Raw genomic sequence first — 13,992 nt, 5'->3', positions numbered from 1 at the left:
CATGTCGACGAAGCACGGCATGCCGGCATGCAGGTGGCTGTCCGGCTCATCGGCGACCGCCGGCAGTTGCAGCCGATCGGTGGTCCCGGCCTGCGTATTGTCGCCGACGCGGTCGGCACGCGGCGCGTCGACATCATCGTGCGCCAGCGCGAATCCTGGGCGCGCGAGATGGTCTTAGCCTTCGGCGCCGGGCGCGCCGAGGAAGCACTCGATCTGCTTGACGCCCACGGCGCCGTGCAGGAATGCGCCGGACCGAAAGCAACGGCTAATTCGATCGTCGCGGCTTGGCAGGCTGCATGCCGAAGCCGACCCGAACAGGCCGCTCCTCTGCTCCTCGCCAGGACCAACCGCCAAGTCCTCGCCCTCAATGCCGGTGTGCGTGAGGCGCTGCGCCGCGATGGCCTTCTCGCCCGCGTGGATGTCGCGCGACTGCCGGCGGTGACGGCCTCGGGGCAGGAGCACCGCCTCGACCTAGCGATCGGCGATCGGCTACGCATTCTGACCCGGGCCGATAGCATCAGCGCGATCAACGGCACTGAGGCGACTCTCGTCAGCGTCGAGGATAGGCAGGGTGTCCGGGGCCGTTCGGATCCGCATCTGACGCTGCGCATCGGAACGCGCGAAGTCAGGCTCCCTRCCTCCGAGTTGGCCGACGAACGCGGGCGCCTGCGTCTGAGCCATGCTTACGCGAGCTCCTGCCACGGGGCTCAGGGCCAAACGACAGAGACAGTATTCGTCTGGGTCGATGCCACGATGAACCGCCACGACATCCATGTTGCGGCAAGCCGCGCGCGCGGTGAGGTGCGCCTGTTCGTCGATCGCGCCAGTGTCGATGTCATCGCCCGCTCCGAACGCACGCTCACCGACCGGACGCGCCCGGTCGAGGATGTCGAGAGACGGGCCGCGCTTGCACGAGCGCTCTCCCGCTCGGGCGAAAAGGCTTCGACTCTCGATTACCGCGCGGACGCGCAGGCGACCATCGAAGCCGCAGTGGGTCGTCCGGCTTTCCAGCAGGAGGCAGAGCGCCCTCTAACGACGACGCTCGTCAGGGCACGCAACCGTGGCAGGGAGCTCAGCCTCGATGGCTGATCAGCGCGCCAATCCTGCGCGTCGGTTGCGGCCGGGCGCCGATATAGCGTCGCTGCCCGGGCGCCGAGCCCGGTTGCGCGGGCAGAAGTAGCTCTTTCGACATCAACATAAACCCTATAAGGTATTGATTTTGATATTGATTATTGCTTTTCATCACCTGAGATGTTCACTCTCGGAGTGAGTTCCTTCCATGTCCCGATCGCGCCGCGCAGCCCGCGTCCCTCTGCCTCTCGACACCGCGCAGCGCGCCTGTGCCTATCTGCGTGTCTCCACAGGGCGCCAGGCTGAGTCCGATCTCTCAATCCCCGACCAGCGCATGCAGACCGCCCAGTTTTGCACCGCCAAAGGTTGGCAGCTCGTCGGGGAATTCGTCGAACCCGGCGCTTCCGCCACCGACGATGCCCGGCCAGAATTCCAGCGCATGATCGAGCGCTGCCTCGACGACGATCACCCCTTCGACGTCATCGTCGTCCACTCGTATTCACGCTTTTTCCGCGACAGCTTCTCGCTCGAAATGTATGTCCGCAAGCTTGCGAAAGCGGGCGTCCGGCTGATCTCGATCACGCAGGAGCTCGGTGACGATCCCGCACAGGTCATGATGCGCCAGGTCATCGCCCTGTTCGATGAGTACCAGAGCCGCGAGAACGCCAAACACGTCTTGCGCGCCATGAAGCAAAATGCCCGGCAGGGCTTCTACAATGGGGCTCGCGTTCCTCTCGGCTACATCGCTGAAGCCTGCGAGACGCGCGGCGAGCGCGTCAAAAAACGTCTCGTCGAAGACCCCGTTGAAGCCGAGACCGTGCGGCTGATATTCCGGCTCTATCGCGTCGGCGACGGCGTATCCGGCCCCCTCGGCGTCAAGGCCGTCACATCTTGGCTGAACGAACGAGGCTATCGCACCCGCCTTGGCGCCCGTTTCGGCGTGGCCACCGTCCACGGCATCCTGACCAATCGCGTTTATGTCGGCGAATGGACCTTCAACAAGATCGAGGCCAAAACCGGCGCTGTGAAGCCGGTCTCTGAGCATGTCCGGATTGACGTTCCCGCCCTCATCACCCTGGACGAATTCGACGCCGTTGCCGCGACGCTCAAGGCGCATAATCCTCGGGTGACGCCTGCAAGGGAAGTGTCAGGGCCGATTCTGCTCACAGGACTTGCCACCTGCGCCCATTGTCAGGGAGCGATGACACTGCGAACCGGCACCTCGAGGTCCGGCAAGGTGTTCCGATATTATTCCTGCTCGACCAAGAGCAGACAGGGCGAGGCCGGTTGCCAGGGCCGCTCGATTCCCATGCACAAACTCGATGAGCTCGTCATCGATCATCTCGCCGAAGAGCTGCTCCAGCCTCATCGGCTTGAAGCAACCCTTGCCTCGCTCTGGACTGGTCGCGCCGCCAAACAGGCGGAGGTCGATGGACGAATCACTGCCCTGGCGACCGAGGTAAAAACGGCAGATGACAAGCTGCGGCGGCTCTACCAGCTCGTCGAGGACGGCGTCACCGATCTCGACGACATGCTAAAGGAGCGCCTCGCCGCTCTCAAGGCCGATCGCGATCGGGCAAAGACCGCGCTCGATCGAATCCACGCAGCGGAGCGCCCGCCCTCCACGATCGCTCCCGAACTTGTCGCCGAATTCGGCGCCCTGATGCGGCGTAACATCACCGAAGGCACGGTCCCGTTCCGCAAGGCCTGGCTGCGCAGCATCGTCGATCGCGTCGAGGTGGATGCCGATACCGTTCGCATCGTGGGGGACAAGGCCAATCTGGAGCAGACGATGGCCGCAGCAAACGCAGGCCCCCTCAAGGAGCCCGGTGTTCGCAGTTCTGTACGGAAATGGCGCTCCCTAGGGGACTCGAACCCCTGTTTTCGCCGTGAGAGGGCGACGTCCTAGACCGCTAGACGAAGGGAGCAGCGCCGGTCGAGGGCGCTATGTAGTCGGAGCGTTGCGCCGCCGCAACTCCTTTTTCACGGGAGACGGCAAAAGTTTTGCCGCCTCCCGCCGGGGCTTCCGAAGCGGACGCGCTCCCGCCGATGAAGAGCGGGATCGCGTCGCGCATGTGGCGAGAGGCCTAAAGAGGCCGGCCGAGGCGCTTAGGCCGCCTTCTCCGTCAGCGCCGGATAGTCGGTGTAACCACGCGCGTCGCCGCCATAGAAGGTCTCGGCTTGCGGCGTGTTGAGCGGTGCATCGCGCTCCAGTCTTTCGACAAGGTCGGGATTGGCGATGAAGGCCTTGCCGAAGGCGATCGCATCGGCCCGCCCGCTCTCCACCGCCGCGATCGCCGTCTCGCGATCGAAGCCGTTATTGGCGATATAGGCGCCCTTGAAGGCCTTGCGCAGCGCATCGTAATCGAAGGGCGCGATGTCCCGCGGGCCGCCCGTGGCGCCCTCGACCACGTGCAGGAAAGCCAGCCCCCGCGCGCCGAGCTCGGCGACAAAATGGCCGAACACCGCCTGCGGGTCGCTGTCGGAAATCCCGTTGGCCGGGCTCACCGGCGAGATGCGGATGCCGACGCGCCCCTTGCCGATCGCCTTCGTCACCGCGTCGACGACCTCGAGCGGGAAGCGGACGCGGTTCTCCACGGATCCGCCATAGGCGTCCGTGCGCTGGTTGGTGCCGTCCTTCAGGAACTGGTCGATCAGATAGCCATTGGCGCCGTGGATCTCGATGCCGTCGAAACCGGCCTTGCGCGCATTCTCCGCCGCGCGGGCATAGTCCGCGACGATGCCGGGCAATTCCTCGGCAGGCAGGGCGCGCGGCTGCGAGACCTCGGCGAAGCCGCTTTCGATATAGGTCTTGGTCCGGGCGGCAACCGCCGAGGGCGCGACCGGCGCCTTGTTGCCGGGCTGCAGCGAGACATGGCTGACGCGGCCGACATGCCAGATCTGGGCGACGATCTTGCCGCCCTCGGCATGGACGGCTTCCGTCACCGCCTTCCAGCCCTCGACCTGCGCCTCGCTATAGATGCCCGGCGTCCAGATATAGCCCTGCCCCTGCTGCGAGATCTGCGTGCCTTCGCTGATGATCAGCCCGGCGCTGGCGCGCTGGCGGTAATATTCGACGTTCAGCGCATTCGGCGCGTCGCTGCCATGCGTGGCGCGGTTGCGCGTCAGCGGCGCCATCACGACGCGGTTGCTCAGCGCGATGTCGCCGATGGTCAGAGGCGTGAACAGCTTCGGCAGGGTTTCTACGGATGAGCTCATGGGATTGTCCTTCGGAACGCGAGGCTCGATGGTAGGCCGGCACGCAACGACGCCGAGCGGTCGTCCGCCATCATGCAGTGCGAAGAAGATAGAGGTTGCAGCGCGGGATGACAGGGCAGCGGCAGGCCGATCTCGTCGACGAAGAGGGATTTCCCGAGGACACGCCCGCCATGGAGAAGCCGGCGGACGCCGCCCGTCAGACTGGGAGAAGAAAATTCTCCTTCCCGGCATTGAAGCCTGCCTGTCTTGCGCTGGATGCAGGGCTGAAGAGGGCCTTGGCCCTGATCTATCCGCCGGTCTGCGTCGCCTGCCGGGCTGCGACCGGGGATGCGCAGGCGCTCTGCGCCCATTGCTGGGGCGAGATCGGCTTCATCGAGCGACCCTATTGCGAGCGTCTCGGCACGCCCTTCGCCGTCGATCTCGGCCGGGGGCTCCTGTCGCCGGCGGCGATCGCCGATCCGCCGGTCTTCGCCCGCGCCCGCGCCGTCTGCCGCTTCGACGGCGTCGGGCGCGAACTGGTGCACCGGCTGAAATACGGCGACCGGGCGGAACTGGCGGTGACGCTCGGCCGGATGATGGTGCAGGCCGGGCATGAGCTGATCGCCGAGGCCGATCTGATCCTCCCCGTGCCGCTGCACCGGACGCGGCTCTGGAGCCGCCGTTTCAACCAGGCGGCCCTGCTGGCGCAGGTCGTTGCCCGGCTGACCGGCCTGCCCCATGCGCCGGCCGCGCTCGCCCGCCGCAAGCGCACGCGCCAGCAGGTCGGGCTCACCCGCGCCCAGCGCGCCGACAATCTGCAGGGCGCCTTTCGGGTCCCGGACGGCGCGCGCCCGCAGATCGAGGGCCAGCGCATCCTGCTGATCGACGACGTGCTGACCACGGGCGCGACCGTCAATGCCGCGGCGCGCGCCTTGCTCAGGGCCGGTGCGCGTCAGGTCGAGGTGCTGACCTTCGCGCGGGTCGTGACGGATGGATGACGACGCACTACATGAGGAACGACGCAACGCTAACCAAGGCCGCCTTCATGCCGCCGATCACGATCTACACCACCTCCTGGTGCCCCTATTGCGCGGCCGCCAAGTCCCTGCTGACCCGGAAGGGTGCGGCCTTCGAGGAGATCGACGTCGAGAGCGGGCCCGGCTTGCGCCAGCAGATGACGGCGCGCGCCGGCGGGCGGACCTCCGTGCCGCAGATCTTCATCGGCGAGAGGCATGTCGGCGGCTCGGACGACCTCCATGCCCTCGACGCGCGCGGCGAGCTCGACCCGCTGCTGGCGGCCTGACCGTTCCCACGCATGACCGCGGGAGGCGAGCGGCCTGCCGCCACGCGCCCGCCGCCTTGCCGACGACCTCCCGAACACCCATCTGCCCGACAGGCGCGATTGGTCGCCTTGCTGAAACGCCATGATCCGTTACGCCCTGATCTGCGACAACGCCCACGCCTTCGAAAGCTGGTTCTCGACCTCCGCAGGCTTCGAGGACCAGGCGAAGCGCGGGCTCGTCACCTGCCCGGTCTGCAACAGCGCCAAGGTCGAGCGCGCCATCATGGCGCCGAACGTCGCCCGCACCGATCTCGGCCCGAAGGCGCCCGTGCCTACGTCTTCCGCCCCTTCGCCGGCCCCTGCCCCTGTCGCGCTGATGAGCGAGAAGGAGAAGGCCTTTCGCGAGATGGTCACGGCGCTGCACCGCCATGTCCGCGAGAGCGCCGAGCATGTCGGCGAGCGCTTCGCCGAGGAAGCGCTGAAGATCCATCACGGCGAGACGGAAGAGCGCGCCATCTATGGCGAGGCGACGCCGGACGATGCCCGGATGCTGCATGAGGAAGGCGTCGAATTCCTGCCGCTGCCGCGCCTGCCGGGCTCGGGGAACTGAAGCTCCTCGCGCCGATCGGGTTGCGAAAACCGTCGCCCTGGACGAGTTCCGGGTTCGAACAGAAGCATCCCGCGGCCGCTGAGGTTCAGAGGAACCGCGCCGTCGTCGCGGGCTTGATCCGGGGCGCCATGCCGGTGCGCGAGTCGGCAAAGTTCCGAGCTGAATCCCGGCTCTCCGCTTCCTTCGGGCCGGCACGGCACCGCTTCCTTAAGGCGTCTGCAGGCCCTCCGCAGATAAAAATTCACGGTTCGGAGCGTCCGGGTTTTCCGTTGCGAAAGAGGGCGTTAGATGAGGCCGCCTCGGCGCCTTCCGGCCACCTCGGCCGCCCTCGCACGCACCACCCCTTCCTTCCCGGATTAACTTTCTGTTAAGGAATTCAGGTTTCCTTGCCGGAGATCCCGGTCGCCTTCCCGGCAACCCACGGTCCCGAATTCAGGAGGTTGCCGCATGAAGCGGACCGCGATCGCTGCACTTGGTCTTCGTTCCGGCGGCGTACGCCGACATGGCCGCAARGCGATCCCGCTTCTGATTTCACTGGCTGCGCCGGYSCTSGGCGCCTGYAGCMTGTCGCCGGTCGAGACGGCCTCGACCGCGGCGCCGGCGGCGAAGGAACCGAGCCAGGCGCGCAAGCGCGCCGTCGCCCTCGCCAAGGCCGATCCCCGCGAGAAGGAATGCCTCGTCCGGGCGATGTATTTCGAGTCGAACCGCTCGAGCGAGGCGGGCCTGCTCGGCGTCGGCACGGTGGTGATGAACCGGGTCGAATCGGCGCGCTATCCCGAGACGATCTGCGGCGTGGTCGGCGCTCCCCGCCAGTTCGCCTCCGGCGTCCTGACGCGCCCGATGACGGAAAAGACGCTGCCGAAGATCGAGGCCATCGCGGAGGATATCCTCGACGGGCGCCGTAACGCGGCGGTCGGATCGGCCAAGCATTTCCATACGGCCGGGCTGCGCTTCTCCTACACCAACATGCACTATGTCACGGTGGCCGGCGGCAATGCCTTCTACCTGAAGGGCGAACGGCCCGAGCGTCGCCGCATCTACGAGGAGCCGAACTACCAACTCGCGGCGGTATCCGAGCCGGCAGCCAACCCGCTCGCGACGRCCTCCTCCGCCGCTTCGACCTCCTCTGCATCCTTCGCATCCGCGCCGCTCGCCTTCGCGCCGCAGCCTTCCGCGACGACGAACCCCGCCTTCGATTCCGCCGCGGTCAGGCTCGTCCGGAACGCGCCGATGCCGCCGGACCGGCCGCTCGATCTCGACCTGCCGAAGAAGACCGCCCACGCCTTCATCGCCCCTCCCAAGACCGATCGCCGCTTGGCAGCGCTTCTGCCGCCGCCTTCCCCGATGCGGGGCACGATCGTTTCGGAATAACCGATCCGGATCGGGCAAATCTCGGCATCCCGCATCTTGAGAACGGCTTCGCGGAAGCGCGTCCCGAGGGATGAACAGGGACTGCCCCAGGCATTGATCCCGTCCACCTAACGTCGAAGGGGACATCGGCGCGGCTCTGGCGTTATCTTCGCCGCAGTGCAACATTGAGATTGCTCTGCAAGACCGGGGAAACGTCATGACCGCGATCGACCGAGGCGGCCTGCAGGCGGCACAGCGCGACAAGCCCTGGATCTTCCGCACCTATGCGGGCCATTCCGACGCGGCTGAATCCAACAAGCTCTATCGCAACAACCTCGCCAAGGGCCAGACGGGCCTCTCCGTCGCCTTCGACCTGCCGACCCAGACCGGCTACGACCCCGACCATGTGCTGGCGCGCGGCGAGGTCGGCAAGGTCGGCGTGCCGATCTCCCATCTCGGCGACATGCGGACCCTGTTCGACCAGATTCCGCTGGCGCAGATGAACACCTCGATGACGATCAACGCGACGGCGGCCTGGCTGCTCTCGCTCTACATCGCCGTCGCCGACGAACAGGGGGCCGACCGCAGGCTCCTGCAGGGCACCACGCAGAACGACCTCGTCAAGGAATACCTGTCGCGCGGCACCTATGTCTTCCCGCCACGCCCCTCGATGCAGCTCACCACCGACATCGTCGTCTTCACGGCCAGCGAATTGCCGAAATGGAACCCGACCAATGTCTGCTCCTACCATCTGCAGGAGGCCGGCGCCTCGCCGGTGCAGGAACTCTCCTTCGCGCTGGCGACGGCCATCGCCCTGCTGGATTCGATCCGCGCCCGGCCGGAGGTGAGCGCGGCCGACTTCCCCGGCGTCGTCGGGCGCATCTCTTTCTTCGTGAATGCCGGCATGCGCTTCGTCACCGAGCTGTGCAAGATGCGGGCTTTCGCCGAGCTCTGGGACGAGATCACATTAGGCAGGTATGGCGTTACTGAAGAGCAGAGCAGGCGCTTCCGCTACGGCGTGCAGGTCAACTCGCTCGGGCTGACCGAGCAGCAGGCCGAGAACAACGTCTACCGCATCTTGATCGAGATGCTGGCGGTCACGCTCTCGAAGAAGGCCCGCGCGCGGGCCGTACAGCTCCCGGCCTGGAACGAGGCGCTCGGCCTTCCCCGCCCCTTCGACCAGCAATGGTCGCTCAGGATGCAGCAGGTCCTGGCCTATGAGACCGACCTGCTCGAATTCGGCGACATCTTCGACGGCTCGACCGTGGTCGACGCCAAGGTCCACGAGCTCAAGGCGGCCGCGCTGGAGGAACTCGCCCGGATCGACGACATGGGCGGCGCGCTCGCCGCCGTCGAGAGCGGCTACATGAAGCAGGCGCTGGTCGAGAACGGCGCGCGGCGCATCGAGGCGATCGAGCGTGGCGAACAGGTCGTCGTCGGCGTCAACAAATTCACCAATAGCGAGCCCTCGCCGCTCTCGGCCGGCGACGGCTCTGTCGTCACCGTGCCGGACTCGGTCGAGATCGAGGCCATCGCACGGCTCAAGGCCTGGCGCTCCGCCCGCGACGCGAAGACCGCCGAGGCAGCGCTGGCCGAGCTTGCCGCGAGCGCGCAGGAGGGCCGCAACGTCATGCCGGCCTCGATCGCCTGCGCCAAGGCCGGCGTCACCACCGGCGAATGGGCGCAGACCCTGCGCGAGATCTTCGGCGAATACCGCGCCCCCACCGGCGTCGACACGACCAAGCTTGGCGACGCGACGGGTCTCGCCACCGCCCGGGCCGCCGTCGAGAAGGCGACCGAGCGGCTCGGCCGCCCGCCGCGCTTCCTCGTCGGCAAGCCCGGCCTGGACGGCCACTCCAATGGAGCCGAGCAGATCGCGGTGCGCGCCCGCGATGCCGGCATGAATGTCAGCTATGGCGGCATCCGCCAGACGCCGGAGGAGATCGTCACCCAGGCGCGGGAGACGGACGCCGATATCATCGGCCTCTCCATCCTCTCCGGCTCGCATCTGCCGCTGGTACGCGACGTCACCGCCCGCCTGCGCGTCGCCGGCATGGACGTCCCGGTCGTGGTCGGCGGCATCATCCCGCCCGATGACGAGAACGCGCTGCGCAATATGGGCGTGGCGCGGGTCTACACCCCGAAGGATTTCGCGCTCGACGGCATCATCGCCGATGTCGCGGGGCTGACGGCGAAGAGGAAGGGTTAGGGGGCCTACTCCCCGTGCCCGCGCCCATACGGATTGCGCTCCGGCGGCGTCCATCCCTTCAGGAATTCCGGCTCCGTCGCGAAAATCTCGACCTTGAGCGGATGACAGGCCGCCGCATCGCTCGAATGCGTCGCGCCGCAATCGCCACCCGGACAGGCGGACAGCGCCCCGAGCAGATCGATCTCGGCGAAGAACTCGATGAAATCGCCGGGCCGCACCGGGCTCGCCTTCATGAAATATTGATGCGTRTCGCGGGTGAAGCCCGTGCACATGAAGACGTTGAGCACGTCATGGACATGGCCCTCGACCTCGCGCGCCGGCTTGCCGGTCGCCGCGCCCAGCGCCCGCGACAGATTGGAGTGGCAGCAATGATGGTAGTCGTCCCCGCCGAGCAGGCGATGCGTATAGGGGTCGCAGCGCGTGCCGATGACGTCGTGGATGCCAGCGCCGTCCTGGTCCCAGCCATACCAGCCGAGCGTGTCATGGCTGATCGTCGCCATCGGGCGCAGATAGGGCAGCGAACTCCACAGCCGGTCTCCGGTCGACAGATGCGTCGCATGCAGCGCCCGCGTCTTGCCGCTGAAGAAGCGCTCCGACAGGTCGTCCGCGTTCCACAGATTGAGGTCGCCGACCTGCGGCCCCTCGATGCTGACGATCCGGAAAAAATGTCCCTTCGGCACGCGGAAGCTGCCGCCCTCGCGCGGCGGCACGATGATCTCGTCGATCTTGCTGAGCCGCGCGCGCGCCGCAGCCAGCATCGCCATATCGGGGGGCGGCAGGGTGCCGTTCGGATAGACCACGACCGGCGGCTTCGCCCGCCGCTGCGCCGCATCGGGCGGCGCCTGCACCATATCCGTCGTCATCTCGCCTCCGGCCCTTCGCTTCGCCCGCCGGGCGAAGCCGGCCCGGCTGCTCAGACCATACCGACGCTCTTGAGCTGCTGATAGGCCTTGAGGATGTCCTGGAGCGTGCCTTCGCGCGAGCGGTCGCCGCCATTGGCGTCCGGATGGAAGCGCTTCACCAGCTCCTTGTAGCGCGCCTTGATCGCGGCGGAATCGGCGCTGTCGTCGAGACCGAGCGTCTCCAGCGCCTTCATCGCCACCACGCCGACGCGCGGCTCCTGCCGCGCCGCATGCTGCGCCCGGCGCGCGCCGAACAGGTTGAAGGCGTCGCTCGTATCGGGCCCCGCCTGGCCATTCGCGACGCGCCCCTTCTGGGCCATGCGCGCGGCCTTGGAGTTCACGCCGAGCTTCCAGGTCGGCCGGTGGCCGATCTCCTCCTGCTTCTGGTAGGCGGCGAGCGCGGCGTCGTCCATGCCGGAGAAGTAGTTGTAGGAGGCGTTGTATTCCTTCACATGCTCCATGCAGAAGCGGAAGAACTGGCCCTCGCGCCCGCGCCCCTTGGGCGCGCGGAACTCGCCGGTCCGCGCGCAGCCGGGATGGTCGCAGCGCGGCACATCGCCATCGACGACCGCTTCCGCCTCGGAAGGGCCGATCCTGATACGATCGAAAAGGCGCGAGTTGATGTTCATCGTCGAATGGTTATGAAACGCGGAAGGCGGGCCGGCAAGTGCGACGCAACATGCACGCGCCGAACCCTCAGGAGATCATCGCAACGGTGGCGCGATCATGACCACGATAGCTGAAAGGATCACTCACAAGCTCGTTGCGGCCTTCGCGCCACAGAGCCTGCAGGTGATCGATGAATCGCACCAGCATCACGGCCATGGCGGCTGGCGCGAGGGCGGGGAAACTCACTTCCGGGTGAATATCGTGTCGGAAGCCTTCATCGGCAAGAGCCGGCTCGAGCGTCACCGCCTCGTCAACGCAGCGCTGTCGGAAGAGCTGGCGGACCGTGTCCACGCGCTCGCCATCGCGGCGAAGGCGCCCGGCGAGGGCTGAGCGCCAAAAGCCGATTCAAGGGTGCTCCGTTTTAAGGACCGGGATATTGAGCTGGGTTACGTCCCCGCGGCGGCGCCCGCCTTCGATTCGGCTGGCGATGCCATGTAGAGGGCAAGCGCCACGGCGAGGGCGACACCCATGAAGACGAAAAGCCAGCCGAAGGTCGCCTGCGGTTCATAGCCCTGCCTGTCGAGCGCGTTCACCAGGCGCCCCGACACCCATTGCATCACGCCGGCTCCGCCCATGAAGACGAAATTCATGAAGGTCACGCCGCGGCCGATCTCCTGAGGCGACATGAAGGCGCGCGCATGCGCCATCACCACGGCATAGGTGACGCCGAACAGCCCGATGACGAGAAGCAGGCCGACGGCAAGGCGGGATGATGCCTCGCCCCACAGCGCCAGCGCGAAGCAGGCCAGAGCGACGGTCACCGCGCAGGCGATGACCGTAGGCTTGGCCCCGATCCGGCGATAGAGCGGCAGCACCAGCAGCGCGCCCGCCGCGATGACCCCTCCCATCGCCATCGCCGCATAGCTCGTGGCAGCGAGATCGAAGCCGTGCACCCTCTGGAGATAGGGCGCGATCCACAGGCCACGGATGGAGATCGTCACGCCGTAGCTCACGAAGGTGAAGGGGAGGATCAGCCAGAGCGGGCGCTTCACCACGATCTGCCTGATCCCGTCCAGCAGCGAGACATGCCGTTGCGGCGTGCCGGGAAGCGGCGGGGGATCCTTCAGCAGCAACATCACCAGCAGGGCCGTCAGCGCCACGATGCCGGCGAGGCCGAAGACGGTCGCGCGCCAGCCATAGGCCGCCAGGAAATAGGCGAGCGGCGCCCCGCTCAACGGATCGCCGATGCAGCCGAAGCCGATCAGGAAGGACGACATCGTCGCGAAATGCCGGGGCGAATAGAGGCGCGCAGCCAGGTAGAAGCCGGACATCAGGATGGGGGCGCAACCGATGCCGATCAGCGCGAGCGCCGCCAGGGCGGAGAGATAGCCGCGCGACAAGCCGAAGATCACCGTCCCGGCGAAGGCGACCAGGAGAAATCCCGCCAGCGTCCGCCGCGGGCCGATCCGGTCGAGCGCATAGCCGACCGGGAACTGCGTGAGCGCGAACGCGATCACCCATGTTGAAGATGCCGCCGAGGCGYGGCTCGGCGAGCTGCATGCCCTCCGGCGCCTCGCCGGTGAGCTGCATGGCGGAGAGGACATGCATCGAGACGCCGGTGGCGCCGATCGGATGGCCCTTGGCCTTCAGGCCGCCGGAGACGTTGACCGGCAGCTTGCCGTCCTTCTGCGTCCAGCCCTCCTTGATCGCACGGGCGCCCTCGCCTTCCTTGGTCAGCCCCATCGCCTCGTATTCGATCAATTCGGCGATGGTGAAGCAGTCATGCGTCTCGACGAAGGAGAGGTCGTCCAGCGTTACGCCCGCATCCGCCAGCGCCTTCTTCCAGGCGAGCGCGCCGCCCTCGAATTTCAGGATGTCGCGCTTCGACATCGGCAGGAAATCCTGGACATGCGCCATGCCGCGGAAGCCGACGGCGCGGCGCATCTGCAAGGCGGTCTCCTCGTCGGCCAGCACGATCGCGGCGGCGCCGTCCGAGACCAGCGAGCAGTCGGTGCGCTTCAGCGGCCCGGCGACATAGGGGTTCTTCTCGCTCTCCTCGCGGCAGAAAGCGTAGCCGAGATCCTTGCGCATCTGCGCGAAGGGGTTCTCGACGCCGTTCTTGTGGTTCTTCGCCGCGATCATGGCGAGCGCGTCGGACTGGTCGCCATGGCGCTGGAAATAGCCGGCGGCGATCTTGCCGAAGACGCCGGCGAAACCGCCCTGCGTGCCGGCATCCTCCGGCAGATAGGAGGCCTTCAGCAGGTTCTGGCCAATCTCGGCCGARGGYGTCTTGGTCATCTGCTCGACGCCGACGACGAGCACGATCTTGGCATCCTTGGCCTTGATCGCCCGCACGCCCTGATGGACCGCGGCCGAGCCGGTGGCGCAGGCATTCTCGACGCGGGTCGTCGGCTTGAAGCGCAGCGCCGGATCGGCCTGCAGCACCAGCGAGGCGGTGAAGTCCTGGGCCGAGAAGCCGGCGTTGTAATGGCCGAGCACGATCTCGTCGACCTGGTCGGCGGTGATGCCGGCATCGACCAGCGCGTCGGTCGCGACGCGCACGATCAGGCTTTCGACGGTTTCGGCATCCTGCTTGCCGAACGGCGTATGGGCCCAGCCGACGATCGCAGCGCTCATGGCGAATCTCCCTTAATGTGCAGCTACACGTTATCTTGGCAGCGCTTGTCGATCCCGCAAGTCGGTATCCGCGCATGCTCGGCGTGCGCGGATCGGCTGACGGCCCTTCGCTTCAGCACTAGCC

11 protein-coding genes, 1 tRNA gene and 2 pseudogenes are annotated in these 13,992 nt (G+C 67.0%); 8 read left to right on the top strand and 6 right to left on the bottom strand.

Going from position 1 to position 13,992, the window contains the following annotated elements; all coding sequences use genetic code 11:
• Both AB4Y99_RS18810 and AB4Y99_RS18805 read left to right on the top strand, forming a co-directional pair.
• A partial coding sequence (locus AB4Y99_RS18810) for an AAA family ATPase (protein WP_441524382.1) occupies positions 1 to 1,089 on the top strand: 1,089 nt, incomplete at its 5' end.
• A 190-nt stretch (positions 1,090 to 1,279) separates the two neighbouring features.
• Positions 1,280 to 2,404 (top strand): annotated as a pseudogene (locus tag AB4Y99_RS18805) (recombinase family protein); the annotation flags it as partial.
• Between the two features lie 519 nt (positions 2,405 to 2,923).
• On the opposite strand, the gene AB4Y99_RS18800 reads toward AB4Y99_RS18805, so the two are convergent.
• Positions 2,924 to 2,999: transfer RNA gene (locus tag AB4Y99_RS18800), tRNA-Glu, on the bottom strand.
• A gap of 181 nt (positions 3,000 to 3,180) precedes the next feature.
• Positions 3,181 to 4,290 (bottom strand): alkene reductase, encoded by a 1,110-nt coding sequence (locus tag AB4Y99_RS18795; RefSeq protein ID WP_038363190.1) that lies wholly within the window; start codon positions 4,288 to 4,290, stop codon positions 3,181 to 3,183.
• Positions 4,291 to 4,460: 170 nt separating this feature from the next.
• On the opposite strand from AB4Y99_RS18795, the gene AB4Y99_RS18790 reads away from it, so the two are divergent.
• The 5 genes from AB4Y99_RS18790 (at position 4,461) to AB4Y99_RS18770 (ending at position 9,720) form a co-directional block, all read left to right on the top strand.
• Positions 4,461 to 5,267 (top strand): ComF family protein, encoded by an 807-nt coding sequence (locus AB4Y99_RS18790; protein ID WP_441524383.1) that lies wholly within the window; start codon positions 4,461 to 4,463, stop codon positions 5,265 to 5,267.
• Positions 5,268 to 5,314: 47 nt separating this feature from the next.
• Positions 5,315 to 5,572, top strand: coding sequence for a glutaredoxin 3 (gene grxC, locus AB4Y99_RS18785; RefSeq protein ID WP_038363187.1), 258 nt, complete (start codon positions 5,315 to 5,317; stop codon positions 5,570 to 5,572).
• Positions 5,573 to 5,693: 121 nt separating this feature from the next.
• Positions 5,694 to 6,161: a DUF1178 family protein gene (locus tag AB4Y99_RS18780; protein ID WP_441524381.1), complete on the top strand. Its 468-nt coding sequence runs from the start codon at positions 5,694 to 5,696 to the stop codon at positions 6,159 to 6,161.
• A 447-nt stretch (positions 6,162 to 6,608) separates the two neighbouring features.
• The gene (locus tag AB4Y99_RS18775) at positions 6,609 to 7,532 is read left to right on the top strand and encodes a cell wall hydrolase (protein WP_441524380.1); all 924 of its coding nucleotides are present in this window, start codon (positions 6,609 to 6,611) and stop codon (positions 7,530 to 7,532) included.
• A gap of 196 nt (positions 7,533 to 7,728) precedes the next feature.
• A complete protein-coding gene (locus AB4Y99_RS18770; RefSeq protein WP_441524379.1) occupies positions 7,729 to 9,720 on the top strand; it encodes a methylmalonyl-CoA mutase family protein in 1,992 nt (663 codons plus the stop codon).
• Positions 9,721 to 9,725: 5 nt separating this feature from the next.
• Here AB4Y99_RS18770 and AB4Y99_RS18765 read toward each other — a convergent pair whose 3' ends face one another.
• Both AB4Y99_RS18765 and AB4Y99_RS18760 read right to left on the bottom strand, forming a co-directional pair.
• Positions 9,726 to 10,583, bottom strand: coding sequence for an urea carboxylase-associated family protein (locus AB4Y99_RS18765; protein WP_441524378.1), 858 nt, complete (start codon positions 10,581 to 10,583; stop codon positions 9,726 to 9,728).
• Between the two features lie 50 nt (positions 10,584 to 10,633).
• Positions 10,634 to 11,251 (bottom strand): J domain-containing protein, encoded by a 618-nt coding sequence (locus AB4Y99_RS18760; RefSeq protein WP_038363182.1) that lies wholly within the window; start codon positions 11,249 to 11,251, stop codon positions 10,634 to 10,636.
• Positions 11,252 to 11,348: 97 nt separating this feature from the next.
• Here AB4Y99_RS18760 and AB4Y99_RS18755 point away from each other — a divergent pair, with 97 nt between their 5' ends.
• Positions 11,349 to 11,621, top strand: coding sequence for a BolA family protein (locus tag AB4Y99_RS18755; protein ID WP_441524377.1), 273 nt, complete (start codon positions 11,349 to 11,351; stop codon positions 11,619 to 11,621).
• 56 nt (positions 11,622 to 11,677) lie between these two features.
• Here the strand turns inward: AB4Y99_RS18755 and AB4Y99_RS18750 are convergent, their stop codons facing one another.
• The gene (locus AB4Y99_RS18750; protein WP_441524376.1) at positions 11,678 to 12,835 is read right to left on the bottom strand and encodes an MFS transporter; all 1,158 of its coding nucleotides are present in this window, start codon (positions 12,833 to 12,835) and stop codon (positions 11,678 to 11,680) included.
• Positions 12,723 to 13,868 (bottom strand): annotated as a pseudogene (locus tag AB4Y99_RS18745) (acetyl-CoA acetyltransferase); the annotation flags it as partial. The gene AB4Y99_RS18750 and the pseudogene AB4Y99_RS18745, both read right to left, overlap by 113 nt.
• Between the last annotated feature and the right edge of the window lie 124 nt (positions 13,869 to 13,992).

Origin of the sequence: Allobosea sp. TAB14 (assembly GCF_052113865.1) — a bacterium.
GTDB lineage: Bacteria > Pseudomonadota > Alphaproteobacteria > Rhizobiales > Beijerinckiaceae > Allobosea > Allobosea spartocytisi.
Note: the sequence above shows the minus strand (reverse complement) of the source record. Positions and strands in the feature narration are given on the sequence as shown.

Bases quoted from the DNA above. Each gene is read 5' to 3' on its own strand.
- AB4Y99_RS18795 (WP_038363190.1), bottom strand. From the start codon at position 4,290: ATGAGCTCATCCGTAGAAACCCTGCCGAAGCTGTTCACGCCTCTGACC.
- AB4Y99_RS18790 (WP_441524383.1), top strand. From the start codon at position 4,461: ATGGAGAAGCCGGCGGACGCCGCCCGTCAGACTGGGAGAAGAAAATTC.
- grxC (WP_038363187.1), top strand. From the start codon at position 5,315: ATGCCGCCGATCACGATCTACACCACCTCCTGGTGCCCCTATTGCGCG.
- AB4Y99_RS18780 (WP_441524381.1), top strand. From the start codon at position 5,694: ATGATCCGTTACGCCCTGATCTGCGACAACGCCCACGCCTTCGAAAGC.
- AB4Y99_RS18770 (WP_441524379.1), top strand. From the start codon at position 7,729: ATGACCGCGATCGACCGAGGCGGCCTGCAGGCGGCACAGCGCGACAAG.
- AB4Y99_RS18760 (WP_038363182.1), bottom strand. From the start codon at position 11,251: ATGAACATCAACTCGCGCCTTTTCGATCGTATCAGGATCGGCCCTTCC.
- AB4Y99_RS18755 (WP_441524377.1), top strand. From the start codon at position 11,349: ATGACCACGATAGCTGAAAGGATCACTCACAAGCTCGTTGCGGCCTTC.